General features: G+C 60.0%; 32 protein-coding genes. 15 read left to right on the forward strand and 17 right to left on the reverse strand.

The genetic code is table 11. From position 1 onward, the window contains the following. Positions 1 to 88: 88 nt before the first annotated feature. From HHL09_RS09505 to HHL09_RS09540, 8 genes are read left to right on the forward strand one after another with little or no spacing between them, the layout of a single operon-like run. Positions 89 to 1,033 carry a 3-oxoacyl-[acyl-carrier-protein] synthase III C-terminal domain-containing protein gene (locus HHL09_RS09505; RefSeq protein WP_169454321.1) on the forward strand — a complete coding sequence of 315 codons (945 nt, stop codon included), beginning with the start codon at positions 89 to 91 and terminating at the stop codon, positions 1,031 to 1,033. Further along, on the forward strand, positions 1,030 to 2,025 hold the full coding sequence (locus tag HHL09_RS09510) for an SDR family oxidoreductase (RefSeq protein ID WP_169454322.1): 996 nt from the start codon (positions 1,030 to 1,032) through the stop codon (positions 2,023 to 2,025). The genes HHL09_RS09505 and HHL09_RS09510 overlap by 4 nt, the downstream gene beginning before the upstream one ends. After that, positions 2,003 to 2,290, forward strand: coding sequence for a phosphopantetheine-binding protein (locus HHL09_RS09515; RefSeq protein WP_169454323.1), 288 nt, complete (start codon positions 2,003 to 2,005; stop codon positions 2,288 to 2,290). Before HHL09_RS09510 ends, HHL09_RS09515 begins: the two co-directional genes overlap by 23 nt. Further along, positions 2,271 to 2,999 carry a class-II aminoacyl-tRNA synthetase family protein gene (locus HHL09_RS09520; RefSeq protein WP_169454324.1) on the forward strand — a complete coding sequence of 243 codons (729 nt, stop codon included), beginning with the start codon at positions 2,271 to 2,273 and terminating at the stop codon, positions 2,997 to 2,999. Before HHL09_RS09515 ends, HHL09_RS09520 begins: the two co-directional genes overlap by 20 nt. A gap of 3 nt (positions 3,000 to 3,002) precedes the next feature. Beyond that, the gene (locus HHL09_RS09525; RefSeq protein ID WP_169454325.1) at positions 3,003 to 3,245 is read left to right on the forward strand and encodes an acyl carrier protein; all 243 of its coding nucleotides are present in this window, start codon (positions 3,003 to 3,005) and stop codon (positions 3,243 to 3,245) included. After that, complete coding sequence (locus tag HHL09_RS09530; RefSeq protein ID WP_169454326.1) at positions 3,242 to 3,955, forward strand: ferritin-like domain-containing protein; 714 nt, start codon at positions 3,242 to 3,244, stop codon at positions 3,953 to 3,955. Before HHL09_RS09525 ends, HHL09_RS09530 begins: the two co-directional genes overlap by 4 nt. Further along, the gene (locus HHL09_RS09535; protein ID WP_169454327.1) at positions 3,952 to 4,530 is read left to right on the forward strand and encodes a ferritin-like domain-containing protein; all 579 of its coding nucleotides are present in this window, start codon (positions 3,952 to 3,954) and stop codon (positions 4,528 to 4,530) included. Before HHL09_RS09530 ends, HHL09_RS09535 begins: the two co-directional genes overlap by 4 nt. Then, positions 4,463 to 5,305: a class I SAM-dependent methyltransferase gene (locus HHL09_RS09540; protein ID WP_169454328.1), complete on the forward strand. Its 843-nt coding sequence runs from the start codon at positions 4,463 to 4,465 to the stop codon at positions 5,303 to 5,305. Before HHL09_RS09535 ends, HHL09_RS09540 begins: the two co-directional genes overlap by 68 nt. 3 nt (positions 5,306 to 5,308) lie before the next feature. Here HHL09_RS09540 and HHL09_RS09545 read toward each other — a convergent pair whose 3' ends face one another. Next, entirely contained in the window at positions 5,309 to 6,064 is a 756-nt protein-coding gene (locus HHL09_RS09545; protein WP_169454329.1) for a hypothetical protein, read from the reverse strand. Positions 6,065 to 6,186: 122 nt separating this feature from the next. Here HHL09_RS09545 and HHL09_RS09550 point away from each other — a divergent pair, with 122 nt between their 5' ends. The 4 genes from HHL09_RS09550 to HHL09_RS09565 are packed head-to-tail and all read left to right on the forward strand — an operon-like array spanning position 6,187 to position 8,010. Next, entirely contained in the window at positions 6,187 to 6,735 is a 549-nt protein-coding gene (locus HHL09_RS09550) for an NUDIX hydrolase (protein WP_169454330.1), read from the forward strand. 32 nt (positions 6,736 to 6,767) lie between these two features. Next, positions 6,768 to 7,079, forward strand: a complete 312-nt coding sequence (locus HHL09_RS09555; protein ID WP_169454331.1) for an ArsR/SmtB family transcription factor — start codon at positions 6,768 to 6,770, stop codon at positions 7,077 to 7,079. A gap of 2 nt (positions 7,080 to 7,081) precedes the next feature. Next, positions 7,082 to 7,534 carry an SRPBCC family protein gene (locus HHL09_RS09560; protein ID WP_169454332.1) on the forward strand — a complete coding sequence of 151 codons (453 nt, stop codon included), beginning with the start codon at positions 7,082 to 7,084 and terminating at the stop codon, positions 7,532 to 7,534. Positions 7,535 to 7,545: 11 nt separating this feature from the next. Then, entirely contained in the window at positions 7,546 to 8,010 is a 465-nt protein-coding gene (locus HHL09_RS09565) for an SRPBCC family protein (protein WP_169454333.1), read from the forward strand. 28 nt (positions 8,011 to 8,038) lie between these two features. Here the strand turns inward: HHL09_RS09565 and HHL09_RS09570 are convergent, their stop codons facing one another. After that, positions 8,039 to 9,085, reverse strand: coding sequence for a PcfJ domain-containing protein (locus tag HHL09_RS09570; RefSeq protein WP_169454334.1), 1,047 nt, complete (start codon positions 9,083 to 9,085; stop codon positions 8,039 to 8,041). A 531-nt stretch (positions 9,086 to 9,616) separates the two neighbouring features. On the opposite strand from HHL09_RS09570, the gene HHL09_RS09575 reads away from it, so the two are divergent. Beyond that, positions 9,617 to 9,967, forward strand: coding sequence for a (2Fe-2S) ferredoxin domain-containing protein (locus HHL09_RS09575; protein ID WP_169454335.1), 351 nt, complete (start codon positions 9,617 to 9,619; stop codon positions 9,965 to 9,967). Positions 9,968 to 9,971: 4 nt separating this feature from the next. Here HHL09_RS09575 and HHL09_RS09580 read toward each other — a convergent pair whose 3' ends face one another. The 6 genes from HHL09_RS09580 to HHL09_RS09605 form a co-directional block, all read right to left on the reverse strand. Continuing rightward, entirely contained in the window at positions 9,972 to 11,627 is a 1,656-nt protein-coding gene (locus HHL09_RS09580; RefSeq protein ID WP_169454336.1) for a GH39 family glycosyl hydrolase, read from the reverse strand. Positions 11,628 to 11,701: 74 nt separating this feature from the next. Beyond that, positions 11,702 to 12,664: an ABC transporter permease gene (locus tag HHL09_RS09585; RefSeq protein ID WP_169454337.1), complete on the reverse strand. Its 963-nt coding sequence runs from the start codon at positions 12,662 to 12,664 to the stop codon at positions 11,702 to 11,704. Positions 12,665 to 12,743: 79 nt separating this feature from the next. Next, a complete protein-coding gene (locus HHL09_RS09590; protein ID WP_169454338.1) occupies positions 12,744 to 14,207 on the reverse strand; it encodes a DUF1501 domain-containing protein in 1,464 nt (487 codons plus the stop codon). Further along, positions 14,204 to 17,362 (reverse strand): DUF1553 domain-containing protein, encoded by a 3,159-nt coding sequence (locus tag HHL09_RS09595; RefSeq protein WP_169454339.1) that lies wholly within the window; start codon positions 17,360 to 17,362, stop codon positions 14,204 to 14,206. The genes HHL09_RS09590 and HHL09_RS09595 overlap by 4 nt, the downstream gene beginning before the upstream one ends. An 88-nt stretch (positions 17,363 to 17,450) precedes the next feature. After that, the gene (locus HHL09_RS09600) at positions 17,451 to 18,302 is read right to left on the reverse strand and encodes an SMP-30/gluconolactonase/LRE family protein (RefSeq protein ID WP_169454342.1); all 852 of its coding nucleotides are present in this window, start codon (positions 18,300 to 18,302) and stop codon (positions 17,451 to 17,453) included. 108 nt (positions 18,303 to 18,410) lie between these two features. Beyond that, the gene (locus HHL09_RS09605) at positions 18,411 to 18,785 is read right to left on the reverse strand and encodes a DoxX family protein (protein WP_205761013.1); all 375 of its coding nucleotides are present in this window, start codon (positions 18,783 to 18,785) and stop codon (positions 18,411 to 18,413) included. A gap of 90 nt (positions 18,786 to 18,875) precedes the next feature. Here HHL09_RS09605 and HHL09_RS09610 point away from each other — a divergent pair, with 90 nt between their 5' ends. After that, complete coding sequence (locus tag HHL09_RS09610; RefSeq protein WP_169454344.1) at positions 18,876 to 19,253, forward strand: winged helix-turn-helix transcriptional regulator; 378 nt, start codon at positions 18,876 to 18,878, stop codon at positions 19,251 to 19,253. Positions 19,254 to 19,390: 137 nt separating this feature from the next. Then, positions 19,391 to 20,413, forward strand: coding sequence for an N-acetylmuramoyl-L-alanine amidase family protein (locus HHL09_RS09615; protein ID WP_169454347.1), 1,023 nt, complete (start codon positions 19,391 to 19,393; stop codon positions 20,411 to 20,413). 47 nt (positions 20,414 to 20,460) lie between these two features. On the opposite strand, the gene map is transcribed toward HHL09_RS09615, so the two are convergent. The 9 genes from map to rplE form a co-directional block, all read right to left on the reverse strand. Further along, complete coding sequence (gene map, locus HHL09_RS09620; RefSeq protein ID WP_169454349.1) at positions 20,461 to 21,243, reverse strand: type I methionyl aminopeptidase; 783 nt, start codon at positions 21,241 to 21,243, stop codon at positions 20,461 to 20,463. Then, positions 21,227 to 21,889, reverse strand: a complete 663-nt coding sequence (locus HHL09_RS09625; protein WP_169454352.1) for an adenylate kinase family protein — start codon at positions 21,887 to 21,889, stop codon at positions 21,227 to 21,229. Before HHL09_RS09625 ends, map begins: the two co-directional genes overlap by 17 nt. 23 nt (positions 21,890 to 21,912) lie before the next feature. Beyond that, on the reverse strand, positions 21,913 to 23,403 hold the full coding sequence (secY, locus tag HHL09_RS09630) for a preprotein translocase subunit SecY (RefSeq protein WP_169454354.1): 1,491 nt from the start codon (positions 23,401 to 23,403) through the stop codon (positions 21,913 to 21,915). A 104-nt stretch (positions 23,404 to 23,507) separates the two neighbouring features. Then, on the reverse strand, positions 23,508 to 23,963 hold the full coding sequence (gene rplO / locus HHL09_RS09635; protein ID WP_169454356.1) for a 50S ribosomal protein L15: 456 nt from the start codon (positions 23,961 to 23,963) through the stop codon (positions 23,508 to 23,510). 43 nt (positions 23,964 to 24,006) lie between these two features. Beyond that, positions 24,007 to 24,693, reverse strand: coding sequence for a 30S ribosomal protein S5 (gene rpsE, locus HHL09_RS09640; protein ID WP_169454364.1), 687 nt, complete (start codon positions 24,691 to 24,693; stop codon positions 24,007 to 24,009). 22 nt (positions 24,694 to 24,715) lie between these two features. Beyond that, positions 24,716 to 25,072 carry a 50S ribosomal protein L18 gene (gene rplR / locus HHL09_RS09645; protein ID WP_169454366.1) on the reverse strand — a complete coding sequence of 119 codons (357 nt, stop codon included), beginning with the start codon at positions 25,070 to 25,072 and terminating at the stop codon, positions 24,716 to 24,718. A gap of 20 nt (positions 25,073 to 25,092) precedes the next feature. Then, positions 25,093 to 25,632 (reverse strand): 50S ribosomal protein L6, encoded by a 540-nt coding sequence (gene rplF / locus HHL09_RS09650; protein ID WP_169454368.1) that lies wholly within the window; start codon positions 25,630 to 25,632, stop codon positions 25,093 to 25,095. Positions 25,633 to 25,661: 29 nt separating this feature from the next. After that, on the reverse strand, positions 25,662 to 26,060 hold the full coding sequence (gene rpsH, locus HHL09_RS09655) for a 30S ribosomal protein S8 (protein ID WP_169454371.1): 399 nt from the start codon (positions 26,058 to 26,060) through the stop codon (positions 25,662 to 25,664). 30 nt (positions 26,061 to 26,090) lie between these two features. Beyond that, positions 26,091 to 26,675: a 50S ribosomal protein L5 gene (gene rplE / locus HHL09_RS09660; RefSeq protein WP_169454373.1), complete on the reverse strand. Its 585-nt coding sequence runs from the start codon at positions 26,673 to 26,675 to the stop codon at positions 26,091 to 26,093. Between the last annotated feature and the right edge of the window lie 56 nt (positions 26,676 to 26,731).

The raw sequence follows: 26,731 nt of genomic DNA on the forward strand, positions 1-26,731 counted from the left end.
AAAGGAGAAATCCCATCATCGTTTTTCCCGATGAATACTACTACCCTATCGATTCGGAGAATCCCGCTCGCCGTCGCAGGCTGTCGTCGTGATCGAAACCGCAGTCATCGGTATTCGCAGCTTGGCAAGCGCGCTTCCCTCCCGCTTTGCGGAGGTGGAGACCTTGCGCACCTCTTCCGCCGCCGGGACCCTACGCAGCTTCGGATTCCCCGGAGCCTGGGTGGAAGGCAATGCCTCTCAGCTGGCTTTGGCCGCGGCGCGCAAGGTGGTTCCCGGGAAGAAGATCGATGCGTTGCTATGGGTGGGTGCCCTCTCGGGGAGTCACGAGCATGCGAGCGCATCCGGGATCTCGAAAGATAACGTGCTCCACCGCTTCTGTTACCCGGGCAGCTGGCTTCAGGAAGAACTCGGGCTGGAACAGGCGACCGTCAGCGGAGTCGCCCAGCAAGGTTGCGCGGGGATGTTCTCCGCGATGCGCCATGCGCGGGCCCTGCTGGTAGCCGAGCCCGAAGTAAAGAACGTCCTTTGTGCCGGGGCAGACGCCCTGCCGGAGAATGCAGAGCGTGAGCTGCTCTACAATGTGATCAGCGATGCCGGCTGCGCCTGCGTGCTTTCGCATGAAGAACTGCTCTATCGCTGGATAGGCTACCACCAGATCAGCCGGGGTTACTACTGGGACGTCCCGGCAAAGCAGAGCGAGATCATCGCCGCCTATTTCCCTACCGCAGCGCTTACGATCCGCGGCGTCTTGAAGAAAACTGGCATCCGGGCGGAGGAGATCGATCTCGTAATCCCCACGGGCGTGAATCGCAGTAGTTGGCCGATCCTGATGCGGCTCTGCGGCATCCCGGACGAGAGACTCTATCAGCCGGAGAAATCCTTCGGGCATACCATCGCCGCGGATAGCGTGCTGATCCTTGAGGAAGCACGGGAGCGGGGAGTGTTGAGACCCGGCATGAAGCTGCTGCTTTTCGCCTACGGCTTCGGGTCGAGCTGGTGCTCGCTGATTCTTGAAACCACGGACCTGATATGAAGATCCTCCTCACCGGATATACTGGAAACCTCGGTCCCGCGATTGCCAGGGAACTCTCGGAGCACGAGGTGATCGCGTGTGTTCGCAATCCGGAAGCGGCTCCGAAGATGGGGCATGTCCGCTTGGTTCAAGGCACGCTGATGGAGCTGCCACGATCCGTCGCCGGCGAGATCGAAGTAATCATCCACGCTGCGGCAAACACCTCCTTCGTCACTCCGCTCGATGACCTGAGGATCACCAACGTCGAGGGAACGCGGAGCATCCTGGAATTTTCACGCGCCCGTCCGCGTCTCGAGAAGATCATCCATGTCAGCACTGCCTGCGTTTGCGGAAAGCAGTCGGGCTCCGTGCCCGAAGCACGCCTCCCAAAGCCAGCCTCCTTCGTGAATGCCTACGAAGAGAGCAAATGGGAAGCAGAAGAACTCGTTTTCAATAGCGACCTGCCGACCGAGGTCATCCGGCTCTCCATCGTGGCAGGAAGCGAAACCGATGGCTCCGTCCGGCGTACCGGCGCTCTCCATCACACGCTCTACTGGCTGTGGAAGGGCCTCATCCCGATGATGCCCGGATCTCCGGATTCCTTGGTGGATCTGATCTCCACGGAGCATGCGGCACAAGTCGTGGCGGGCCGTGCGGTCGCCGGATTGCAACCGAAACAGGTGACCCATGGCTGTGCCGGCGAAGCGGCTCCGCGCTTGGGCGAATTGCTGGATCATCTCACCACGATCTTCTCGAAGCGATCCCCCGCATGGGAACGCGGCAGCATCACGCCTCCGATGATTGTCGATGCGGCGACCTTCGCGCTCTTCGAGGAAACGGTGGCGCAGAGTGGCGACCTCCTCTTCCGCCGCATCTGTCAGGACTCCAGATCCTTCCTGCCCGGACTTCTCCATCCGCGCCAATACGAAACCACAAACTCCGGAACTCCCGCCACCGATTGGCGGCATCTCGCAGAACTCGTCACAGGCCATGTCATTGATTCACGATCCTGATTCTTTCCGCGCCGCGATGCTGCACTTCGTGAACGAGGTGCTTCCCACGCTGGATGCGAACAAGCCGCCTCACTCCGATGCGGTTCAAGCGGACACACCCCTCTTCGAGAACAACCGTCTCGATAGCCTTTCCATCCTGCATCTGATCGCCGCGATCGAAGACCTGACCGGTGAAGCCGTACCGGATGCGAAGGTCACGATGAAATATTTTCAGAACATCGAAACCATCACCGCCACCTTTTGCCATGAGCACGCAGCTTCTTGAACACACCGACATCACGTCCATAGATTCCCGTCTCAAGGCGTGGACGACCGGGCGCGGGGGCAGAGAGCAAGACTGGCCGGTGCTGATGGATGAAGAAACCCTGAAACGCGCGGGTTATCCCGATGCCTTCCCGCATCTGATGATGACGGCATGTGTGGGCACCGATCCGGAATCCGCGCCGGGCACCCTCTCCTCCTCCGGGTGGTGCCTCTCCCCTGCCGTATGCTACCACGCGTATGCGGCGCTGGAGGGAAGCATCATCCACGGAGGGCTGCGCCTGGCGGCACGCGGCCACTGCTTCCGGAATGAAGCGGCAGACGAACTTAGCCCCGGACGCCGACAGATTGAGTTCCAGATGCGCGAGCTGGTGTTGATCGGCAGCACGCAGTGGATCGAGCAAGAGCTGGCCGGGGTGCAGGGCGAGATCGATACGATCGCGAGCAATCTGGGAATGCCAGGCAGCTGGGAAATCGCGAACGATCCCTTCTTCCTCCCGACAGCCAAGGGCAGGGCTCACATGCAACGGCTGATGGAGACCAAGCGCGAGTATTGCCTCCACGACGGCCTCGCCATCGCCAGCATCAATCGCCACGGAAATTTCTTCGGCGAGAGATTCCACCTATCCCTTTCCAATGGGCAGGCCGCCAGCTCGGCCTGCATCGCTTTCGGCCTCGACCGCTGGGCCGCTCATGCCAAGCACGCGCTATGAACCATGACCACGATCTCACCTGAAGACGTCATCTCCCGGTTGAAGCGCCGGTTGCCAAAACTGGATCCGCTTCTCGACGAGGACACCCCGCTCCACGCGCTGGGCCTCGATAGCATGGACACCGTGGAACTGCTCTGCGCGATCCATGAGGAATTCAACGTGCGGCTCTCCGAGCGCGAATTCCTTCCCCACCAACGCCTCCGCGATCTAGCGCAAACAATCGCAAGCAAACAAGAACTCTCATGAACTACGGAGACTACCTCACCACTTCCGAGATGACCCGATGGATGCTCGATACGGACATCGCCTGGGACGAGATCGACGCCGCGAAGGCGCTCGCCCAACCGGAACTTCTCGACCGCGTGCGCGAATCTGCGCTGATCGAATCCTTCTTTCCCATCTTCACCCCGCGGGTCCTTGATCTGCTCTGGGATGACGTCACCAGCACCGCGGTCTACAGCGTGCAGCTGTATGAGAGCTACAAGCACTTCCATGTCTTTGCCCAGTATCTCGACGCGGTCGGCTATCGCCCCATCAAGGACGAGGAGATTGTGGCAATCCGCAAGAAGAACCTCGGCCTGAAGTTCGATCACCCCTCCCGCCTGCTCACGCGCTACATGATGAGCGAGCACTTTGCGGCGCATACTTTCTTCAAGGACTCCCGCCGCTGCGCCGAGCCGGTCCTCGCCCACATTCTGTCGCTGGTGGCGAAGGACGAGGTGCGGCACTGCCAGTTCGGCTACGAGTTGCTAGCCATGCGTCTCGCAAAGCATCCGGAGGAGATCGACGCGGTGATCGATGAGGCCGCGCACTTCAAACATCTTGGCGAGCTCGTGGTACCAGATGTCCCGATCGCGGAGAAGAATGACTTCTCCGCGATCCTCGCCATCAACCGCAAGATCGCCCGTCTCACGGGTCGGAAGATCTCATCAACCCTGTCGGAGGTTCTGGCATGAACCGACGGAATCTTGCTTGGAAGCTCGGCTGGTATCGCCAGAGCGAGCTGGATGGGGCCCTGCTGCTCGGCCGGATGGTGGGGCAGACGGAGGATGCCTACATGATCGAGCGGCTCACCCGTCACTGCGCGGAGGAAGCCGAGCATTCAAGGCTCTGGGAGGAAGTCATCCGCGAACTGGATCTCCCGCATATCACGATCCGCCGCAGCTTCCAATCGTTCTACATGCGCCACACGGCACCGCCGGCTTCCTTGCTGGAAGTGCTGTGCTTCACGCAGATCTTCGAACGTCGCGTCCACAAGCGCTTCATCGCTGAGGCCGCTGATCCCGCCACGCCTGAAGCGGCACGGCGGGCCTTCTTGAAAATGATCGAAGATGAAAAGGATCACCTGGGCTGGGTCGCCCATTGGCTGAAGGACCAGCCCGGTGCCCTTGCTTGCCTGACCCGCTTCCAAACCGCCGACCAAGCTGTCGCCGATGAACTCCTTCCCTATGAACACCGCATCCATGACATCCCGGATCTCGGAAAAGAAAGCCTCGCAGCGGCCCGCCAACTTCACCCGGCGCACGGTTGACCTGGCTGGCAAGCTCCGCCGCGAAGGGCGATGGCATCTTCTCGTGCTCTACCATCTCGTGCGTTTGAGCGACTTTGGCCGCGAGGGCATCGAGCGATCTGGCAGCTACCGCTTTGCGGATCACCTTTATCAGAACGAGGCATCCGGACGGGGTAAATTGGGGCGCTGGCTCGACCGCAGGCTTCTTGACCTCCCTTCTGCCAAAGCCATGCGGCGACGTTATCAGAAAGCAAAAGATGAGATCATTCGCTTGCTCCATTCACGGTCGGGGCCTCTGAAGATACTGGCAATTCCCTGTGGCATCCCTCGCGATCTCTCGGAGGTGGCAGCCACCTTTCCTGAAGCAGCGAGGGGGATTCATTACACCGGAATGGATCTCGATCCGGAGGTGCTCACGGCTGCGGAGCAACATCTCGAAGATGTCTCGCTGGGATCGACCGAATTCATCGAGGGAAACGCCCTGATCGCCACCAGCTATCCCAAGGAGCGCTTCGATCTCATCATTAGCACCGGACTCGGTGAATTCCTGGATGATCCGGATCTCGACCGCTTCTACTGGAACGTCTTCGACGCGCTCGAGGAAGGAGGAATCTTCTTCACCAGTGCCACGGCTTTCGAACACCGCTCCGACTTCCTCATGAAGGCTTTCGAGATGGAAGCGCACTATCGGAACAAGGAGCAGATCGAAGCGATCCTGCGAACCTTGCCCTGGAAGCAGATCGATCTGGAGATCGACGAAAGCGGACTACAGACCTTTGTCAGGGCGATAAAGTAAGATTCAGACCGCAAACTCCCTCGCCCCTTCATCCTCCTTCTTGTCACCCGCGAGAGTTTCGATGAGGTCTTTCTGGATGACCGCGGCCTCGGACTCCCGGCATTTTACGAAGCGCATGATATCCCCTTTTGTAAGACCGCCGTAGCTCTTCCTCACCCGCTTTGTCGTATTGGTCGCATCCCCGTCGATCTCGATGAACTCATCCATCGTGCGGAAACGCTTCTTAGGGCAAGAGGTGCGTTGAGCTTGCCACGCGGTGACATGTCGCTCATGCGCGGCAATCATCTCCTTCATGCTGATATCCGGAGAAAGGTAGTGCCGGTCTTCATTGGGCGGTGATTCGAGCATGCTCATGCTCGCAAGATTCATGGTGAGCACGCTCGTTTCGTCCGCAAAGAAGGTCTGCAGGGCAACGCTTCTCAGCGTCGAAGGAGCCTTGGTGAGGAACCTCAGGCACAGCCGGGTCCAGAGGCGCGGATGAGTCCGGAAAAGCGTAATCGCGGTATCTTCCCGTCCGTTCACCATGCAACGGACAAAGGTTCTCTGCTCATCTGATGACGACTGGCCGGAAGGGGACACCATGTGCCCATCTCCAAGGAGCCTCGCACCCTCCGCTTCGAACTCTTTCTGAATCCTTTCATACCACCGGAAGTCCTGTCGAGGATACTGCTTCCGGGCATCACAAGTCACCATCACCTCGGTATTCGGGGTAACGAGTTTCATAGCCATCGACAGGAGGATCTCGAATCGCTTGTCCATGATATTTCATCGGAGTTGAGTGATACCACTGACACTTGTAAAGCGCTGGCTAGTTCCCCGAGCGAGATCCGGCGAGGAAGACTCGCTCTTGCATTCCGATCCGCTCCCGCCACGTTCCCGGCGTGCATCGCAAGCCCCTGCTCGACCAACTCGCCGTCTATGCGGAAACGCATCCGGAGGAAGCCGCCACCATCCAGCGTTTCATCGCCTTCGTGGAGACCCGGCCTGAGTGCTTCGAGCGCTCCTTGCTAGAGGGCCACATTACCGGATCGGCATGGATCGTCGATCAGGGTGGAGCGAAGGTGCTCCTGACCCATCACCGGAAGCTCGACGCCTGGCTTCAGCTCGGTGGACATGCCGATGGCGATCCCGATGTGCTGGCGGTCGCGCTGAAGGAGGCGGAGGAAGAATCGGGTCTCAATGGCTTCGAAGCAGTGACGGAAGGAATCTTCGATTTGGATATCCACCCGATCCCGGAACGAAAGGGCGTGCCGGAGCATCTCCACTACGATGTGCGCTATGTCCTGCGAGCTACCGGGAGCACCGACTATGTGGTGAGCGAAGAGTCCCATGACCTGCGGTGGGTGTCGCTGGACGAAGTCGCCACTCTTACGACGGATGCCTCGATGCTTCGGATGGTCGAAAAGTGGCGGTCAAAAATCGCCGGTTGACATGCAACCATTTGGTTGCCTATTTTCCCGACATGGATGACGTCTTCAAGGCCTTGGCTGATGAAAGCCGACGGGCATTGCTGGACCGGCTCCATGCCCGGAACGGACAGACGCTTGGCGAACTGTGCGACGGGCTCGACATGACCCGGCAGGCGGTGACGAAACACCTCGGGATTCTCGAGGCCGCGAACCTCGTCGCCACCGTGAAGCGGGGTCGAGAGAAGCTGCACTATCTCAATCCGGTGCCGATCCATGAGATCGGTGTCCGCTGGATCGGGAAATTCGAAGTGCAGCGTCTCGACACCCTCGCCGAACTAAAACGCAACCTCGAACGAGACCAGTAGCCATGAGCACTCCGAAACTTGTTTACGTCACACAGATCCGCACCACCCCCGCGGAGCTCTGGAAAGCCCTGACCGATCCGGATTTCATCCGCCAATATTGGTTCGGCTGCACCAACACATCCTCTTGGAAAGAGGGGGACCCGATCGAAAGCCGGGATCCCGATGGATCAATCGCCTGGCAGGGGAAGATCCTGAAGAGCGTACCCGAAGAGGAGCTCGTCTTCACCTTCGACTCGAAGAACATCGAGCACTCCGAGAAGCCCTCGCGCGTCAGCTTCAAAATCGACCGGCTGCCGCAAGCTATGCAGCTCACGATCACGCATGATGAGTTTCCGGAAGTCAGCGCCGTCCGCGACCGCGTCTCGAATGGCTGGCCTTCGATCATCGAGAATATCAGGTCCCTCTTGGAAACCGGGCAACTGGTGGATCACAAAGTCTCCTGCAAGGCATCCTAAACACCACTGCCATGAGTGCTCCAAAACTTGTTTACGTTACCCTGATCCGCACCACGCCAGGGGAACTCTGGAAGGCCCTGACCGATCCGGACTTCATCCAGCAATACTGGTTCGGGCGCCGGAACACCTCGTCTTGGAAAGAAGGCGAAGTCATCCAGAGTTACGGGCCGCAGGGCGAGCTCGAATGGGATGGCAAGATCCTCAAGAGCGTGCCCGGGAAGGAAGTCGTTTTCACCTTCCACGACCTGGAAACCGACGAAGCACCCTCGCGAGTCAGTTTCAAGATCGAACCGCTCGGTGGCGGCACGATGCCTCAGGGCGATGCCGTGCAGCTCACCGTGACTCATGATGACTTCATCGAAGACAGCAGGGTCCTCGAGGGCGTGTCCCATGGCTGGCCCGCGATCCTCAGCAGCTTGAAATCGCTCCTCGAAACGGGACGTTCGCTGGATCTCGGCTGGAAGGGAGACGAGTGAATCAGCTCCCTCCCGGCGGAACGGGCTGCTAGACCGCCATCTCCAGCCCGTTCCGATGAGCCCACTCTTCAATGATGGAGCGCTCGAGGGGAAACGGCCAACGATTCCACTTTCCGCGGAGCTGCACGATACGACGGCTTTCGCGGTGAACCTCGATGGTGACGTGAGGAATGATCTTGTCGCTGTCCTCCCCGGCAGGTCGTCTAGCCAAGCTGAAGATCGCGCATCTTCCTGCATGGCAGGCACGCCAATAGCCCTCGACACAATGCCTCATTGCATCCCCTTCCCGCGCCAATCTGGCGTGGCAACGAAGTTCCACAATCGTCCATCCGAAGAGCTCTCCAAGCCCGGTCCGGCGGATGATTTCGAAAGCGGAAACACCCTCCATCGGATCCCAGCGGGAGTTGGAAAAATGCCTCAGCTCCGCCCTCAGGCCTGAGCGTGTCAGCTGCTTGTCGCGAAAGCGGATCCCGTTTGCCTCAGCGGCATTCAACAAGGATTGCCAACGGCGATAGCAGTGACCTCTCAAGTCCGGAAGCGAGTGATCGAGCAACCAGCCGGCACGCTGCTCGTGCCCGTGATCCAGCAGATCCACCACGAGATCCGCAATGATCCCGAAATCGGAGGGCTCAAACCCGGGACACGCGGCGACTTTCTCCAGAAGCCTCGACCAGATCGCCTCGTTCGATAAGCGCTTGGCCATCGAGCTTGCGAGAACCTCACCGACCAATTCCTCCTTCGCGCCCAAGGCCCGAAGCTGCCCCCATCGGAACGCTTGTACGAGATCCAAATGTGCCGGCGAATCCATCGCAAGATGGATGGCCCGGCGGGAGAGTCCGCGGGGAAGGTCCAAGGCACTACGCCAGCTTCCTCCCTCCGCGATGTGGCAATACCAACGACGCTCCTTCCGGACGAGGTCTCCGGGTAGCATCCAGACCGAATCCATAAAGGCGGGCACCGGCCATTTCGCAAAAAGATGCCGCAGCAGGCTGGACCACTGCTCTTCGACTGGAAGATCGGAGCCGGGATTCCAATCCTGAGGTGAGCGGATCCAATTGCATGAAAATGCTGCCACCCGGATCAATGCAGGGACCATCTGGCGGCTCAAGGTGTGAGCTGTTGAAAGCAAATCGCTCTTTCTGGCTACCGGCAGGAACAGCTCCCTGCAAAAAGGGCGCAAGAGATCCGTCAACTTGGCCTTCCTGTAGAAGGCGCGGTTAAGAATGCGACAGGATTTACGAAAGTGAAGATTGCGGATTTTGGACGCAATCCAAGGCTGCCCTTCGATGATAGGGACAAGCACGGACACGTCCGCCTCCCGCGAGGCGGAAGATGGATTCATAACAAGACCAATTCGGATTCTCGAATCAGCCCGCACACAGTCCTGCACGGAGAGCAAGAGTGGTCAGGCCAAGAGGCATCCCTCCTCAAATAGGGATGCACTTCCAAAGGCCGCACGAGATCGCGCGGCCCTTAGAATCACGAATGGTAAGACGCCAGAAGCATGACGGGACGGGACATACACGGAGCTCCCTGCCGAATCAATCCGAAACCCTCAAGGCGGACGGGGCTCGACTCGGCTGCCGCCATCTGGATGGATCGGCCCATGGAAATTGACGCGGAGCTGGAAGCGGCAGCACGAGCCGCAGGAGTAGGCCGCGGGGAGAAACACATCTTCCTCTGCGCCGATGCCTCGAAGCCGAAGTGTTGCGATCCCGCGATTGGCCTGCAGTCGTGGGACTTTCTCAAGCGCCGGCTCGGGGAGCTTGGCAAGGAAGCGCCGCTCATCCTGCGCACGAAAGCGGATTGCCTTCGCGTGTGCATCCGGGGGCCTGTCGCGGTCGTTTATCCGGACGGCGTGTGGTATCACTCCTGCACGCCAGAGGTACTCGATCGCGTGGTCACCGAGCACCTGTTAGGCGGATCGCCCGTGGAAGAATTCCGGATCCGGGCCTGAGAGATCATTCCCATTCCATTTCCAAAAGCGTCACCCCTTGCCTTGGCAGGGTGAGCATCACGGCGGAGAGATTCTCTTCTTCGATGAAGCGCGGCTCCTCCTTGAGCTCCGCAAGCTTGCAAGCGTCTTCAAGCTCCGTGATCTGCTGAGCGGTCGGCTGCTGCGGTGAACCCATCGCTTGCCACGCCGTGAAGGAATTCGAATGCGTCTCATCGACAAGGTAACGCTTCACTTTCGGCAAGCCCTTCGGTGCCCCAAGCAAATCGACACGCACCTCGGCATCCGGGCCCCGGAGATCGTCATCATGATAGTGCCAGACGAGCACGGTCATCTTCTTGCCCTTCATCGCCGCGAGCGCCGAGACATCCGGCTTGCCGCGGACTCCGGAGCGCAGCATGTCCGGCAGCGACACCGCGGAATCGCTCGCCACCGGCAGCCGCAGTCCATCCATCTTCGAAAACATGCGGAAGACATTCAGCACCGGCTTGTCGATGCCATTCGTCGCGAGAGAGCGAAAGCCCGCGAAGTAAGGTTGATCTTCGAACTCAAAGGCCCAGGTGAGTGCCCCTTCCAGATTCACGCCATGCTTGTCAGCGAGATCAAGTTTCCTCGGAAAGCTCGCCGCCGTGTAGCTCGAGTACATCGTGCCATTCCGGTATGCCAGATTCGGGCCCTGGCAGGCAGCGCACCCCTCCGGATCCGACTCTCCGATTACGATCGGCGTGTCCTTGAATTCCGGATAGCGGGCGATCACGGCGAAGGCGCCATCAATATCACGGAGTTGATTCGCGATCCCCATCTGCACCCGCCCGTTCACATCTTTCGGCTGGCCCTTCGCATGGAAGGAAATGAAATCGGTAGGAGTTCCGGTTTCGCCGGTCGCCAGATTCTTGCCCTTCACGCAGTGATCGAGGAAGGCCTTCAGGAAATCCCCGCCCGCACCGCCGGCCAAATCGGGACCACCCACCTTGGCTTCCGGGATCGCACGGCGCACAGCGCGAACGGCGTGATCGTGCAGCTTGAAGAACTCTTCACGCGAGCCACGCCAGTAGCCGATGTTCGGTTCGTTCCAAGTTTCCCAGTACCACTTCAGCACCTCGTCCTTGCCGTACTTTTCCGCGGAGTGCCTGGCCCACTGGTAGACAAGCTCTTCCCACTTCGCCCAATCCTTGGGAGGATACGCCCAGCCGGTGTAAATATCGTCGTACTTCGCGAGCGGCGTCCAATGGTGCCGGTAGGGTTCCGGCTTCACAGACAGTGCCTCAGGCATGAACCCGATCTGGACGTAAGGCCGCACTCCATTCTTCAGATAGGTATCGAAGATCCGATCCACAATGGTCCAGTCGTAGACGGGTTTACCCTGGGCATCCTCGGTGTAAGCGTTTGTCGATCCCCACTTCAGCGCCGGCGTTCCATCTCCGGTCACCAACAGGCTATGGGCACGGAAGAAAACTTCTTTCGGCTTCATGGATCCGAGATGACCCAGCAACTCGTCGCCATTCTTCATGTAGGCGTAGTTCGGCTCATCCGCACCGAAGAATCGCCAGATCGGCTTCAGCTCGGCACCCGGCCGCGCGGCATCGACGCGGATGGTGACGGGAAAGGATTCCGCCATGGCGGACCCGGCCAGAAGGAGCAGCGCTAGGGTTTTCGAGGTCATCCCCTCCACCATGAGCGCTTGCTGTTTCGCCCGCTAGTAGGGAATCACGTCGCAATCATCCTAGCCCGGCCTTCTCAGGCCGAAGGGCTCTCCATGGGCGGAGGCTGCGGCACATTGGGTGACGGTGGCTTCACCCAGGCCGGAGCCTTCGGCGTCGCGTCCGCATACATCGCCACCAGAGTCATCCCGATCAGACCGGTGAATCCGGCATAGCCGACCGTCATCGCCGTGGACATCGCCACCACGAAAGGCGTGAAGACGAGCAGACCGATGACCATGTAGCTGGGCTTCACCTCGTAAGCGTGCACCACCAGGCGCAGTCGAGAGCGGGCCAAGGAAAGCCCTAGCATCGTGTAACAGATCGTCGCAGCCACTCCGTTCAGGTGATAGAAGACTCCGCACTTCTCCTCACGCATGGCGCTGAAAAAGAGCGGCACCCAGCAGCCCGCAATCATCGAGCCGGTAAAAAGAAGCATCGCCCCGATGCGGCCCATCAACCCGCGGAACGAAGAGGCTCCGATCGCCCCGGCGCACATCATCGCGGAAAGTGCGACCACCGTGAGGGAGCACCCGATCTGATCAATCGCCTCAATACCGCCGATCACGTTGAAGCGCACGATGACGTAGGGCAGCAGCGACACGAAGGTCAGCACGGAAAGCCCCCAGAGCGTGAGAAATTTCCCCCTCACCACCTTCCAGCGGCTCAGCTTCGTCAGCAACAGGAGCTCGTGGTTCCCCTCCTCCAACTCCTGGCCCATCAGCACCAGGCCACCCAGCGGCATGATCACGGCGCAGATCACCGCGACCATGATCCAGAAAGGTCCCGAATCCACCAGCATGTCGATGTTCAGCATGCCGGCATACTTCGCGGAACTGTAGGCAGCCTCCGTCCGCAGTTCATAGAGCAGCGCCATGACCGCGAAGAGCTGGATGCCCAGGAAGGGGTAGACGAAGCTCCCGCGCCGCATGTTCTGGCGCAGCTCCTTGACCAGCATCGCGCCGAACCGATCCGGCAAGTCATCTCTCACGGCTTCCACGCCTGACATCATTGCGGAAGCTTTCTGCCACGCAAGCCGGAAGCGGGGATGAAAAAGCGGTGAAAACCCTGGGGAATGTTCAGGCCAGCAGTTCCTTCACCACGTGGCCATGGACATCCGTAAGGCGGAAACGCCGCCCTTGGTGGAGATAGGTCAGCGCGGTGTGATCGATCCCCATCAGGTGCAGGATGGTTGCCTGGAGATCATGCACATGCACGGCTCCGGGCGTGTAGATATGCTTGTCAGCGTGAAGGGGATTCCCGTCCGCATCAGCGATGTTGTAGCCGTAAGCATCGGTGTGGCCGTGAGAAATCCCCGGTTTGATACCGCCACCCGCCATCCAGAGAGTGAAGCAACGCGGGTGATGGTCGCGGCCGTAGTTGTCCTTCGTCAGCTTTCCCTGGGAGTACGAGGTGCGCCCGAACTCCCCACCCCAAATCACCAGGGTATCCTCCAGCAGGCCCCGCTGCTCCAAATCCCGTACCAGCGCGGACGAGGCCTGATCGGTCTCCTGACACTGGCCACGGATCGCGCCGGGCAGATTATCGTGCTGGTCCCAGCCCTGGTGATAAAGCTGGATGAAACGCACTCCGCGCTCCGCAAGCCGGCGGGCAAGCAGGCAGTTCGCCGCAAAGGTCCCTGGCTTCCGGCTATCTTCCCCATAAAGTTGATAGACCGACTCCGGCTCAGCGGAAAGGTCGGTCACATCCGGCACGCTGGTCTGCATGCGATAGGCCATCTCATATTGGGCGATTCGGGATTCGATCTCAGGATCGAGTTCGCTCTCGAACTGCACCCGGTTGAGCGCGGAAAGCTTGTCCAACATCGCACGCCGTCCCGAACGGCAGATGCCATCCGGATTCGAAAGGTAGAGCACGGGATCCTTTCCAGAGCGGAACTGGACTCCTTGATATTTCGAGTCGAGGAAGCCGTTCCCCCACAGGCGCGCATAGAGCGGCTGATCCCCCTGCCCTGCCGACACGAGCACGATGAAGCCGGGCAGGTTCGCATTGTCGGAGCCAAGGCCGTAGGAGAGCCATGCGCCCATCGAAGGGCGGCCCGCGATCTGCGAGCCGGTCTGGAAAAAGGTGATCGCGGGATCATGATTGATCGCATCCGTGTACATCGATTTCACGAAGCACAGCTTGTCCGCGATCGCCGCCGTGTGCGGCATGAGTTCCGACACCCAGGCACCGGATTGCCCGTGCTGGGCGAACTTGAAATGGCTACCGGCCAGTGGGATCGATGCCTGCTGCGCCGACATGCCCGTAAGGCGCTGGCCGCCGCGAACATGATCCGGCAAGGGTTCGCCATTTTTCTCCACCAGCAGCGGCTTGTAGTCGAAGAGGTCCTGCTGGGCAGGCCCCCCGGACTGGAAAAGATAGATGATCCGTTTTGCCTTGGGCGCGAACTTCGGAGCCGCCGAGGCGAGGAGGCTCTCGCCAAACATCGAAGCCAATGCTGCCCCCCCGATACCGGATGCACCGGACTTGAAGAAATGGCGGCGCGTCAGACCGGACAGGGAATCAGGAGGAGGATTCATCGGTTCCAAATCGAGGCATCGAGGTTGAGGATCGCTTGGCAAACGACGGTCATCGCGGCGGCTTCCACCGGATCGAGATCACGCGCGGCCGGGCTATCGCCGAGCGCGAGGATCTTCTTCGCGCTTTCAGGGTCGGCCTTGAAGACTTCCAGTTGCTCCTGGTGCAGCGCGGACAACAGCTTGGCTTCCCTCTCGCTGGGAGCACGCGATGCACAGGATTCGAAAGCGGCCGGAATGCGCTGTTCCGGCGGAAGAGGATTTACTTTCGCAACCAGGGAGCGCGCTGCTTCCACGAACTGCGCGTCATTCAAAAGCACCAACGCTTGCAGCGGAGTATTCGTCTGCGGACGACGGATCGTACAGACCTCACGGGTCGGACTGTCAAAGGCGAGCATGTTCGGCAGCGGAGCCGTGCGCTTCCACACCGAATAAAGCGAACGCCGGTAAAGGTCCGCCCCCTGCGAGCGCTGGTACGCTGGCGACATCGTATTCGATTCCCGCCAAAGATCTTCACCGGGCTGATAAGGAGAAACCGGCGGGCCGCCGTCCCGCTGCTGCATCAAGCCGGAGGCCGAAAGGGCAAAATCCCGAATCTGTTCCGAGGAAAGCCGCCGCGACGGCCCGCGCGCCAGCAGGCGATTCGCCGGATCCTTCTCCCTGAGATCGGAGCGCATCCTGCTATCTTGACCATACGTCGAGCTCAGCGCGATCTGGCGGCATAGCCGCTTGAGATCCCAACCGTGAGCGATGAAGTCTCGTGCCAGCCAATCCAGCAACTCGGGATGACTCGGCAGCGAACCTTGGAGGCCAAAATTATCCGAAGACTCCACGATCCCGCTTCCAAAGAAACTCGCCCACACGCGGTTCACAAAGACCCGCGCGGTCAAGGGATGCCGGGAGTCCGTGAGCCACCGAGCCAGCCCCAAGCGATTCCGCGGTGCATCTTGTGGAAAGGGAATCAGGATCTGCGAGAAGGTGTCGCGTGTGACTTCGTTGTCCTTGCCCCGCGGAGCATCGTAGGCACCGCGAGCGAGAACATGAGCGGGTCTCGGCCGCTCCGTGTCCCGCATCACCGGGATCTCGAAGATCGCGTCTTCCGCCGCAATCACTCCCGCGCGGGCCTCCCGAAGCCTTGCAACTGCATCGCGCGAAACCACGTCTACTGCCGAAAGCCACGCCTCCTTCAAGACCGCACGGCTCGCCGCCGGGTCCGCGATCGCGGCATCCAATCGCTGTGGCTCCGCGAGAGCAGACATCTCCAGCGGGCTCAAAGCTCTCTTGAAGATCTTCAGGTCATCCACCTCCCCACCCAGAAAGCCGCGATCCCGGAAACGTTGGCCGATTGTCGCCACCCCATCACCGTGGCCCGGCGTTGCGATTGATTTCCAGATCGCGTCCGCCGTCACCTCGGTTTCCAGCAACACTCCATCCAGATAGAGCTTCATTCCTTCCGGACTACTGGATCCATCGTAGCTCCACGCCACCTGTGCCCATTGTTCGCGCGGGATCTTCTGCAGGGCACGGACACCTATGGCATTGCCCGGCCAGTCCCTCACCACGCGTGCTTCCAGATGGCCATCCGCCAGCAAGAGTTCCACGCCGTTGAAGCCGACGTCCGTTCCAAAGCTGCGGTGCAGAAGAACCACCGGTGCCGGATTCCCCACGGTATCCCGGATCGTCATCGCGACGGTCCAGGAATCGCAGCGATCAAACTCCAAGCGTCCTGGCAAAGACACTCCGGTGTCGCCATCCAGCTTCACCGCAGCTCCCGATTTCCCGCTGACCCGGGCTAATCCGTTGCCCTTGGCTTGGGCAGCGCCCGCCCCGTCATCCAGGCCTCCGGCCGGACCATCGCCATCGAAGGTCACATGGGACACGAGGTCTCCGGTTGCCGGGAGCGATGGGGCATTCGCAAGCCATGCATCGAAATCGGCGTCACTCTCTGCCTTCCGCTTCTCCAGCACAGCCCAAGCGCCGGCGGCCTGTCCTCTCGCCTCCTCCAGCTGCTTTTCCTGATCCGCATCAGGCAGTAAAAGGCCGGGCGATGGCTGGATCGACTGGGAATTGTAGAAGCCGCGCTCCGGGATCGAATTGAAGAACGCACCCAGCGAGTAGTAGTCCCGCATGCTGACCGGATCGTACTTGTGATCATGGCAGCGGGTGCACTCCATGGTCAGCGCGAGAAAGACCGAGCCAAAGGTGTGCACGCGGTCTGCCATATTCTCCACAAGGAACTCTTCGGCTACCGAACCACCCTCGTTTGTAAGACGGTGCAAGCGGTTGAAAGTTGTCGCCAGTTTCTGGTCCCGGGTAGCGTCCGGCAAAAGGTCACCCGCAACCTGCCAAGTGATGAACTGGTCAACCGGCAGGTTCGCATTGAACGAACGCACCACCCAATCCCGCCACGGCCAGAATGCCGTAAGCTGGTCCGATTGGTAGCCATAGGAATCCGCATAGCGGGCGGCGTCCAGCCACGGCACGGCGAAGTGTTCGCCAAAACGCGGACTCGCTAGCAAGCGATCCACAATCGCCATCTTCGCCGAAGGCAGATCGGACGGGGCTGCCGCCTGAAACGCAGCGATGTCTTCAAGCGAAGGCGGCAGTCCGGTCAGGTCCAAAGTCACACGGCGCAGCCAACGCAATGGCTCCGCAGCCGGCGAAGGTTTCAGATCCTCCTGATCAAGGCGGGAGAGGATAAAGCGATCGATCGCGTCTTTCGCCCACATTGGGTCTTTCGGCTCCGGCACCGGAACCTCATTCGGCAGCGGCTGAAAAGACCAGTGGGGTTCGTACTTCGCCCCCTGCTCGATCCATTTCTCCAGCACGGCCTTTTCCTCATCGCTCAAGCTGAGGTGAGAGGATGGAGGCGGCATCACCTGCTCCGGATCCTTTGAGATAATCCTCTGCCACGCCGCAGACTTCGCCAGATCTCCGGGCACGATCGCACTGCCCGGAGAGTCCTTCAGTGGGGCGGATGCGCCCTCCGCCGTATCAATCCTCAGGCCCGATTCGCGCTTCCCCGCATCCGGACCATGGCAAGCGAAGCACTTGTCGGAGAGGATCGGTCGCACCTCGAAGGCATACGATACCGACTTCTCTGCGGCGCCGGGCGACGACGCAGCAGAGAGAAGCAAAAATGGCAATCGGCGAAGCATGGGAAAAGGAAGACAACGATCCCTACGATGGCAGGAAGCCGCTGTTTTCCTATTATTTCCCGTGTACGCGCTTTGGGTGATGCGCGCTTCAGCCCGCGAAACCGTGCGAGGGAAGGCCTTTCACGCCCAAGCCGCGGATCACAAAAAGCCGCCCGGCATCCGCCTCTTCCACGCTCTTATGCAGGCCAGTCGTCACGTAGAGATCTGCCAAATCCGGTCCGCCAAAGGCGCAAGCGGTGGTTTCGAGGCAGGGCAGATCGACCTTCCGTAGTTCCTGGCCGCTCTCCGGACTAAAACATGCGACGCATGCCCCATGGCAGAAAGCGATCCACAGGTTTCCCTCCGCATCGATGGTCATTCCATCCGGAGAAGCGTCGTGATGAGCGGTCGAAATCACGCTGCGCAAGTTTGTCAGGTGACCCGCTTCGTAGTCGAAGGCCAGCACCTCTTTCCGCGGGGTATCGATGTAATAAACCGTGCGGCCATCCGCACTCCACACGATCCCATTCGAGTTCGTGACCGGACCGAAAACCTCGTGAATCGAAAGATCGGGGTCCAAGCGGTAAAGCCGGGCATCCCCGGTCTTCTTCACCAAGCTGATCGTGCCGGCAAAGAAGCGACCGTCCGGCGAACACTTTCCGTCATTGAAGCGGTTGTCCGGCTTCTTGTCCGGCTCCGGATCGCCTAGCGCGGTCAGCTTGCCGCTCTCCGTGTCGAGAAAGTGGAAACCATTGTCACCGGCAATCACCAGACCACCTGCTTCGCGCGGCACCACGGTACCGACACGCTCGCCCACTTCCCAGACCTCCTCTTCGCCGGTGGCCGGATCGAAGCGGATCACTCGATGGTTCTCAATGTCCACATAGAGGAGGGAATCCTTCCACCACAGAGGGCCTTCGCCCCAGCGGGCACGGTAGTCACCAACGGTTTCAACGGTCACACCGGCAAGCTAGGAGCCGCATCCCGGGAGGGAAAGCGAAAGGACCGTCAAGGACACTCATCGGTCCGCGCCCTCGTGGAGCGCAGACGAATGGATGATGCTCTTTTCTTAGGCGACCCGCTTCCGAAAGAAGACGTAAGACGTTGCTGCCAATGCCAGGATCACGAGAGGCGCGAAGGTCGCCCCTTGCAAGCCATCAACATTTGCGTGGGCGATGAAGGCCGAAACCAAGGTGATAAAGAAGCCGGCATAGGCCCACTCCTTCAGCCACCGGGGCAAGGGCGAGAGCAGCGCGATCGCTCCCAAAGCTTTTGCAGCCCCCAATTCGATCCGGAAATAGTCCGGAAAACCGACGTGCGCAAAGGCCGCCTTCAGGGCTGGATTCGCGAAGTACGATACGGCGCTCAACCCCATCAGCGCGGCGAATAAACCGGTCGTGGACCAATAGGCGATTTTCACGCTCTTCGATTGCGGATTCATCATTTCTGTAAGTTAGGCTACTTTCGATACCACCTTTGGAATCGGAACTTGCGCTATACTGGTAATCATCCTAATCCACAAGGAGGCACATTCATGTCACCAGAGCACACCCAGCATACCGGAGAGACTTGCCCGGCTTCGAAACGGGAGATCCTCAGCCGTATCGGAGACAAATGGAGCCTCGAGATTGTCGGCAATCTGTGGCATGGCCCGAAGCGCTTCAACGAGCTGATGAGAAGCATTGGAGGGATCTCCCAGCGGATGCTCACGCTGACCCTCCGCGGCCTGGAGAGAGACGGGCTGATCAGCCGGACCATCCTGCCGACACGTCCACCCCGCGTGGATTATGAGCTCACGGAAATGGGCAAAACCCTGATTGATCCGGTTCACGCTCTTGTGACATGGGCCATCAACAACGAAGCGCGGATCCATGCCTGTCGTGCAAAATTCGATGCGGCGGAGAATTCCTGAACAGGCCAAGCTAAAAGCCAAAGCCTCCGGGTTTTCCCGGAAAACGGATTTGTCATACGCGGGAAAATGAGATAGTGACGCTGTCCTATCGTTCCGGTCGACAAACCCTGAACCGCCGTCCGGACACTAGCCACTGCATGCAGTCCACTATCCTTAAATCCCCCCTGATCCTTGCCGTGCTGCTCTGGCTCGGGGTGGGCCAAATGATTGCATGCGCATGGGAGACCCGGACCATCAGCGGCCGCGAATACGTGGCGGTGGACGGCATGAAGGAGTTTTACAATTTCGACTCCGTCAAACGTAGCGGCAATCAGATCATCTTCGATAAGACCGACCCGAAGGACAAACGGAAGGGTGTACTTCTGACCCTGCGCACCGGCTCGCAAGAGTGCTTCATGAACAAGGTGAAGTTCGTGTTCAGCTACCAAGTCGAAGACAACGGTGGCCGTGCTTGGATTTCCCGGATCGACCTCGCCAAACTGGTCGATCCCGTGCTTCGGCCGAACTATATCGCCAATGCCGGCGCCTTCGACACGGTCATCATCGATGCCGGTCACGGCGGCAAGGATCCGGGTGCCACCAATGGCATCGGCACCGAGGCGGGCTACAATCTCGATGTCGCCGAGCGCCTGCGAAAGCTTCTCATCGCCCAGAAATACAAGGTGATCATGACCCGCGACTCAAACCGCTACCTGACTTTGCAGGAGCGCGTCGATGTCGCCAACCGCGTCCAGGGGAACGCGATCTTCATCTCTATCCACCACAACTCCGGTGGCAGCGCGGCACGAGGCATCGAGACTTTCACTCTTTCCCCGGTGGGCGTGTCTCACTATGGCCGTGGCCTGAATAGCTCTGACTTCCAAGCTCGCACCGGAAACAGCCACGACTCCGCAAACGTGGCCCTGGCTACCGCGGTACACGGCCGCGTCTCGCGTCGGCTTGGCAAGAACACCTTCGATCGCGGAATCAAGCGCGCGCGTTTCAGCGTGCTCACCGGTGTGAAGCATCCCTCGATCCTGATCGAGTGCGGCTTCATGACCCATCAGCTGGAAGCCCGCCTGATCCATAACGAAGCTTATCGGAATGCCGTTGCCATGGGAATTTCCGAGGCAATCAAGACCTATCAGGTCGCGGTTTCCAAGAAGTCGACGACTCCTTGATGCAGACGGCACCCACTCTGCCACGATAGCAGCAGGAGAAGCACTTCTCAGAGACCGGGCACGCCACGTGGCCGCCAAGTCAGCAGCTCCGGTTCGCCCTCGGTAATGAGGACGGTGTGCTCGAAGTGGGCAGAAGGCTTGCTGTCTGCAGTGACGACCGTCCAACCATCGTCCAAGATCCGGACGGAAGGCGTACCGGCATTCACCATCGGTTCGATCGCCAAGACCATTCCCGGCATCAGGATCGGACTCTTGCCTTGTGGACGGTAATTCGGCACCTGCGGCTCCTCATGCAGGTCGCGACCGACACCATGGCCGACAAATTCGCGTACCACGGTGAAACCAAGCGGCTTCACGTGATCCTCCACGGCGCCGCAGAGGTCTGCGAGACGCTCGCCGGAGCGGGCATAAGAAATCGCCGCAAAGAGGGATTCTTCCGTGGCAATCAGCAGGCGTCGGGTTTCATCGGGGATGTCTCCGACAGCTACCGTGACGGCGTTGTCGCCAATCCAGCCGCCCTTAACAATCCCGACATCCAGTTTCAGCACGTCGCCGGGCTGGATCTTGCGAGGGCCGCCGATGCCGTGGACCACCTCCTCGTTTACCGAGATACAGATCTGTCCTTTGAAGCCGCGGTAGCCGAGGAAAGCACTCTTGCAGTCTCGCTCCTTCATCAACTCCTTGGCAAGCTGGTCCATCTCGAGCGTGGTCACGCCCGGCTTCACCGACTTTGCCAGTTCCATGAGGATCTCGCTCGCGGTCTCCCCGGCCACGCGCATCCGCGTGATCTCATGGGGAGTCTTGATCTTGATCTTATGCCGCTTGGCCATGGGCTTTCAATTGGCTGACGAGTTCTAGAAAACGTTTGGCGACCTCATCCGGGCTGTGGGTCGCATCGAATCGCCTGAGCAGTCCTTCCCTCTCGTAGCGGGCCACGACCGGGAGGGTGTGTTCCTCATACTCAGCGAAGCGTGAGCGGAAATTGGCTGGGGTATCATCTGCCCGGGGAGCAACCACGCCACCACATTCCGGGCAACGGCCTGCACCATTCAAATCCTGGCGACGCCCGGACCAGCGGCATTCGGGGCACTCCAAGCGGTTGCTCAGGCGGACGAGTAACTCATCGAAGGGCACTTCGAGCAGGATCGCGGCGCTCAATTGCTGACCCTTCTCCTCGAGCCAGTTGGCCAGGAAATCCACCTGATCGACGCTGCGAGGATAACCGTCCAGCACCCAACCGCCACTGTGCCTTGCGAGCCACTCCCCCAACAGAGGATTCATCAGCTCGTCCGGGAGGTATTCGCCTCGCGCGAGAATCGGCTCGGCCTTCCGACCGAGCTCCGATTTTTCCTCCACCGCCGACCTCAGCAAGGCACCCGTGCTGAGGTAGGCCAAGCCGAGGTCCTCGGCCAAACGCCTCCCTTGGGTGCCCTTGCCGGAGGCAGGAGGACCAAGAAGGACGAATCGTTGTGGCATGACGGACGAGGTACGACAGGCGATCAATGGCCCGCCTTATAGATCCATGCGGCCGCAGCCACGACGATGATCAGGCCAACCACCGCCCAAAGATACACGAGCGCCGTGCTGGACGCGGCATTGCCGGTCTGGGCCAGACGGTCGTAGCGACCCTTCAGCTTGCCCTTGCGCAGGAAGCCGTCGTAGTGGCGTTGCAGCAGGTGGGTTTCCACTTGGCGCATGATGTCAAGCACCACGCCCACAAGGATCAGCAGGCTAGTGCCACCGAAGAACTGCAGAACCATCGAGCCCGGTGGAAGTTCCACAAGGTGGCCGATCGCTGCCGGAAGCACGAAGATCAAGGTAAGGAAGATGGCACCCGCAAAGGTGAGGCGGGTCATCGTGAAGTCCAGGAAGTCGGCGGTCGGCTTGCCAGGGCGGACGCCCGGGATGTAACCGCCGTTGCGCTTCAGGTCTTCCGAGATCTGGGAAGGCTGGAACATGGTAGCCACCCAGAAGTAGGAGAAGAAGAAGATGAAAAGGCCGCCGAGGATGTAATACCATGTGCCGCCGGGCTGAAGCTCGGTCTGAAGCTTCACAGCCCAAGGCGCACCCTTGGCAAACCAAGTGATCATCATTGCCGGCAACGAGAGAATCGCCGTGGCGAAGATGATCGGCATCACCCCCGCGTAATTGACCTTGAGAGGCAGGTATTGCGTCTGGCCGCCGAATTGCTTCCGGCCAACCACCCGCTTCGCATACTGCACCGCGATCCGGCGCTGCGCCTGGGTAATCGCGATGGTCCCGGCAATCACAAGCAGCAGCATCGCAATCATCACCACCATCATGACCGGGCGGTAAGGATTGCCTTCCGAACCCACCACGAAGTGGCGCCACGTCTGGACGAGCGCACCCGGAAGGGCCGAAATGATGTTCACCGTAATGATGATCGAAGTACCATTGCCGATACCCCGTTCGGTCATCTGGTCACCGATCCACATCAGCAACAAGGTGCCCGCTACCAAGGTGATCACCGTGGTGATCTTCCACAGCATATCCGGATTCGGCACCAGCTGGCCGTATTGGTCGATGCCCTGCATGTAGAACATCGTCGAAGGATTCGCCAAGGTCCGGGTCACGAAGAAACCCTGCACCAGAGCGATCGCGATCGTGATGTAGCGGGTATACTGGGTGATCTTCTGGCGGCCGCCGTCCTCACGGGCGAGGCGAGCCAGCTTCGGCACCACCGCCGTCATCAGCTGCACCATGATCGATGCCGAGATGTACGGCATGATCCCCAGCGCGAAGATCCCTGCTTGTTGCAAGCCACCACCCGCGAAGATGGTAAGCATGGCGCCGAAGGCATTTCCTCCATCCTTGGAGGCATGCTCCATCCACCGCTCGATCACCGAACCATCGACACCGGGGAGGGTGATGTGCACGCCAAGGCGCACAATGATGATCATGGCGAGGGTGAAGAGAATCCGGTCCCGGAGTTCCGGTACCTTCCAGGTATTCCTGAATGCGGAGATCATGTGAAAGCGGGGTGCAAAAAGCGACGGGTTTGTAAACGCGGAAAGGAAGCGATCAAGCGCTTCCTCACCGGGGATCCGTCATGAATTGGACGAACAACAATGCATCAGGCTTCGGCGGCTGCCTGAATGCTGCCGCCGGCCTTCTCGACCTTTTCCTTGGCGGAAGCGCTGATGGTGCCCACGGCGATGGTGACCTTCTTGGTCAGTTCGCCTTGGCCGAGCACCTTCACCACGTCACAGGAGCGGTTGATGAGGCCCGCCTTGCGAAGGGCTTCCTCGGTGACGACATCGCCATCGTTGAAGGCCTTGTCGATCTGGGCGAGGTTCACCACTTCGACCTTGGTCTTGAAGTTGATGTTGTTGAAGCCGCGCTTGGGCAAGCGACGGTGAAGGGGCATCTGGCCACCTTCGAAACCGACGCGGGTGCCGCTACCGGAGCGGGCCTTCTGGCCCTTGTTGCCTTTGCAAGAGGTCTTTCCGTGGCCGGAGCTTTCGCCGCAGCCGAGACGCTTGACCCGATGCTTGGCGCCCTTGTTAGGAGCGAGAGTGTGAAGTTTCATAACTTTCGACGTTCGATATTGGACGTTCGATGTTCAATATTCCTCAGATGGCCTTCTCCTTCTTCTTGCCGCGCGTTCCAAGAATCTGGTCGCGGGTGCGAAGTTGGGTGAGAGCCTTGAGGGTGGCCTTGACCACGTTGGAGTGATTGGAGGAACCCATGGACTTCGCGAGAATGTCGCGGATGCCCACGGCTTCACAGACGGCACGCACACCACCACCGGCGATAATTCCGGTACCGGGAGAGGCGGGCTTCAGGAGCACCTTGCCACCGCCGAACTCGGCGTAGATCTCGTGGGGGATGGTTCCTTCCACGATGTTCATCGGCTTGAGAGACTTCTTGGCAGCTTCGCCGGCCTTCTTGATGGCGTCAGCCACTTCGTTGGCCTTACCGAAACCGAGGCCCACCTTGCCCTCCTTGTCGCCAGCAACGACGAGCGCGGAGAAGCTGAAGCGACGGCCGCCTTTGACGACCTTGGCGCAGCGGTTGATGAAGACCACCTTCTCGGCAAGCTGGGGACCGTCGGTCTCCTGCGGCTGGCGATCGTCGCGGCGTGGGCCACGAGGACCACGGCCTTGGCCACCCTGGCCACCACCGAAGCCACCGCGATTGCGCTGGCCGTAGCCTCCGCGCTGTTGACCTTGGCCCGGACCTTGCTGGCCTTGACCTTGGCCCTGCGGTCCTTGCTGAGGTGCCGGAGGAGTAGGAGCTGAATCTTGAGATGTCACCATGACAGTTTAGGCGAGAATGCGATTAGAATTGGAGACCGGCTTCGCGGGCGGCTTCCGCCAGCGCCTTGATCTTGCCGTGGTAGAGGTGACCGCCGCGGTCGAAGACGACGGCGCTGACATTGGCTGCCTTGGCGCGCTCGGCGACGAGCGCTCCCACCTTGGCGGCACATTCGACGTTCGAAGCCGACTTCTCCACGCTCTTGTCGAGGGTGGATGCCGAGGCAAGCGTGCGACCTGCGGCGTCGTCGATGACTTGGGCGTAAACGTGCTGGTTCGAGTAGTGAACGGCCAGGCGCGGACGCTCCGCGGTGCCGGACACCTTCTTCCGGATGCGCGCGTGAATGCGACGGCGTCCTTCCTTGCGATTGATCTTGCTCATTTTCGGGAAAGGTTGACGTGTTATTTGCCGACGCTCTTGCCTTCCTTGCGGCGGACGTGCTCACCGACATAGCGGACGCCCTTGCCCTTGTAGGGTTCCGGCGGATAGTAGCCGCGAACGTCGGCAGCGAACTGCCCGACGAGCTGCTTATCGATACCTTCCACCTTGATCTTGGTGTTCTCGTTCACGGTCACGGTGATACCGGCCGGGATCGGGTGAAGGATCGGGTGGGACTTGCCCAGGGACAGGTCGAGGTCCTTGCCCTTGACGGCGGCACGGAGGCCGACGCCTTGGATTTCAAGGTCCTTGACGAAGCCTTGGGAGACTCCGGTGATCATGTTGTTCACCAAGCTACGGACGGTGCCGTGCAGCGCGCGGTGGGTGCGACCCTCGGTGGCGCGGGAAACGATGACGCTGGTGTCCTCGCTTTTGATGGTGATGCCTTCGGGAAGGGCGAGGTCGAGCGTGCCCTTCGGGCCTTCGACCTGAACCTTGCCGGATTCGACCTTCACGCTGACCTTCGCAGGCAGGGTGATGGGCTTGAGACCAACTCGTGACATGGTATTGTGTTCCTTTCTCGGGTTGGGGTTTACCAGACGTGAGCGATCACCTCGCCGCCGAGTTGGCTGCGCTTGGCCGTGGCGCCGGTCATGACGCCCTTGGAAGTGGAGACGATAGCGATGCCAAGGCCGTTAAGGACGCGGGGCATTTCTGCGCCACCGCAGTAAACGCGGCGACCAGGCTTGGAGATGCGCTTCAGGTCGGTGAGGACCGGGCGGCCATCGACGTAGCGGGCCTTGACCTTGAGCTGAGGGTGACCGGATTCGGTCACGACTTCGAAGCCCCAGATGTAACCTTCTTCCTGCAGGATCTTGGCGATGTCAGCCTTGATGCGGGAGTAAGGAGCCAGGAACTGCTCGTTGCCGGCGCGGCAGCAGTTCTTGAAGCGGGTGAGGAAATCGGAAATTGGATCGGTGAGAACGGCCATAATGGTGGTTCCTTGAGATATTCAGTGGTCTCAGGCAGCGGCGCCTTCGGTTGCTCCTTCCGCCTTCTTGGCGTCGCGGAACGGCAATCCCAGCTCGGTAAGCAGGGCGCGGCCTTCGTCATCGGTCTTGGCCGAGGTGACGAAGATGATGTCGAAACCGATGGTGCGCTTGATCTGGTCGAGCTCGATTTCCGGGAAGATGGATTGGTCGGCGAAGCCCACCGCGTAGTTGCCCTTGCCATCGAAGTTCTTCGAAGGGATACCACGGAAGTCGCGGATGTTCGGGGCGGTGATGTTGATGAAGCGGTGCAGGAACTCCCACATGCGCGGGCCACGAAGGCTCACGCGGGCACCAAGGGCTTCACCCTCGCGCAGCTTGAAGTTTGCAACGGCCTTCTTCGAGTAGGTGATCGACGGCTTCTGGCCGGTGATCTTGCTGATTTCAGCAACGGCATCGTCCACGGCGACCTTGCGGTCCGGGGCCTTGCCCATGCAGGAAGTCACGACGATCTTCTCGAGACGCGGGATTTGATGGGGATTGGCGTAACCGAGCTTCTCCTTGAGAGCCGGCACGACCTTATCCTTGTAATGCTTTTGCAGTACTGGGGTGCTCATTTTGTTTTAGCGGGTCAGCGCTTTGGTTGGTGCGCTTAAGCGCGGGCAAAGGCCGT

The sequence above is a fragment of the Luteolibacter luteus genome (genome assembly GCF_012913485.1).
Lineage (GTDB): Bacteria > Verrucomicrobiota > Verrucomicrobiia > Verrucomicrobiales > Akkermansiaceae > Haloferula > Haloferula lutea.

Excerpts from the sequence above, each read along its gene's own strand:
- HHL09_RS09515 (WP_169454323.1), top strand. The coding sequence starts at position 2,003 with ATGTCATTGATTCACGATCCTGATTCTTTCCGCGCCGCGATGCTGCAC.
- HHL09_RS09595 (WP_169454339.1), bottom strand. The coding sequence starts at position 17,362 with ATGCTTCGCCGATTGCCATTTTTGCTTCTCTCTGCTGCGTCGTCGCCC.
- secY (WP_169454354.1), bottom strand. The coding sequence starts at position 23,403 with ATGATCTCCGCATTCAGGAATACCTGGAAGGTACCGGAACTCCGGGAC.
- rpsH (WP_169454371.1), bottom strand. The coding sequence starts at position 26,060 with ATGGCCGTTCTCACCGATCCAATTTCCGATTTCCTCACCCGCTTCAAG.
- HHL09_RS09580 (WP_169454336.1), bottom strand. The coding sequence starts at position 11,627 with ATGACCTCGAAAACCCTAGCGCTGCTCCTTCTGGCCGGGTCCGCCATG.
- HHL09_RS09605 (WP_205761013.1), bottom strand. The coding sequence starts at position 18,785 with ATGATGAATCCGCAATCGAAGAGCGTGAAAATCGCCTATTGGTCCACG.
- rplO (WP_169454356.1), bottom strand. The coding sequence starts at position 23,963 with ATGAAACTTCACACTCTCGCTCCTAACAAGGGCGCCAAGCATCGGGTC.
- HHL09_RS09625 (WP_169454352.1), bottom strand. The coding sequence starts at position 21,889 with ATGCCACAACGATTCGTCCTTCTTGGTCCTCCTGCCTCCGGCAAGGGC.
- HHL09_RS09510 (WP_169454322.1), top strand. The coding sequence starts at position 1,030 with ATGAAGATCCTCCTCACCGGATATACTGGAAACCTCGGTCCCGCGATT.
- HHL09_RS09555 (WP_169454331.1), top strand. The coding sequence starts at position 6,768 with ATGGATGACGTCTTCAAGGCCTTGGCTGATGAAAGCCGACGGGCATTG.
- HHL09_RS09530 (WP_169454326.1), top strand. The coding sequence starts at position 3,242 with ATGAACTACGGAGACTACCTCACCACTTCCGAGATGACCCGATGGATG.
- HHL09_RS09615 (WP_169454347.1), top strand. The coding sequence starts at position 19,391 with ATGCAGTCCACTATCCTTAAATCCCCCCTGATCCTTGCCGTGCTGCTC.
- HHL09_RS09560 (WP_169454332.1), top strand. The coding sequence starts at position 7,082 with ATGAGCACTCCGAAACTTGTTTACGTCACACAGATCCGCACCACCCCC.
- HHL09_RS09540 (WP_169454328.1), top strand. The coding sequence starts at position 4,463 with ATGACATCCCGGATCTCGGAAAAGAAAGCCTCGCAGCGGCCCGCCAAC.
- HHL09_RS09545 (WP_169454329.1), bottom strand. The coding sequence starts at position 6,064 with ATGGACAAGCGATTCGAGATCCTCCTGTCGATGGCTATGAAACTCGTT.
- rplF (WP_169454368.1), bottom strand. The coding sequence starts at position 25,632 with ATGTCACGAGTTGGTCTCAAGCCCATCACCCTGCCTGCGAAGGTCAGC.
- rplE (WP_169454373.1), bottom strand. The coding sequence starts at position 26,675 with ATGAGCACCCCAGTACTGCAAAAGCATTACAAGGATAAGGTCGTGCCG.
- map (WP_169454349.1), bottom strand. The coding sequence starts at position 21,243 with ATGGCCAAGCGGCATAAGATCAAGATCAAGACTCCCCATGAGATCACG.
- HHL09_RS09610 (WP_169454344.1), top strand. The coding sequence starts at position 18,876 with ATGTCACCAGAGCACACCCAGCATACCGGAGAGACTTGCCCGGCTTCG.
- rplR (WP_169454366.1), bottom strand. The coding sequence starts at position 25,072 with ATGAGCAAGATCAATCGCAAGGAAGGACGCCGTCGCATTCACGCGCGC.
- HHL09_RS09535 (WP_169454327.1), top strand. The coding sequence starts at position 3,952 with ATGAACCGACGGAATCTTGCTTGGAAGCTCGGCTGGTATCGCCAGAGC.
- HHL09_RS09525 (WP_169454325.1), top strand. The coding sequence starts at position 3,003 with ATGACCACGATCTCACCTGAAGACGTCATCTCCCGGTTGAAGCGCCGG.
- HHL09_RS09565 (WP_169454333.1), top strand. The coding sequence starts at position 7,546 with ATGAGTGCTCCAAAACTTGTTTACGTTACCCTGATCCGCACCACGCCA.
- rpsE (WP_169454364.1), bottom strand. The coding sequence starts at position 24,693 with ATGGTGACATCTCAAGATTCAGCTCCTACTCCTCCGGCACCTCAGCAA.
- HHL09_RS09590 (WP_169454338.1), bottom strand. The coding sequence starts at position 14,207 with ATGAATCCTCCTCCTGATTCCCTGTCCGGTCTGACGCGCCGCCATTTC.
- HHL09_RS09575 (WP_169454335.1), top strand. The coding sequence starts at position 9,617 with ATGGAAATTGACGCGGAGCTGGAAGCGGCAGCACGAGCCGCAGGAGTA.
- HHL09_RS09520 (WP_169454324.1), top strand. The coding sequence starts at position 2,271 with ATGAGCACGCAGCTTCTTGAACACACCGACATCACGTCCATAGATTCC.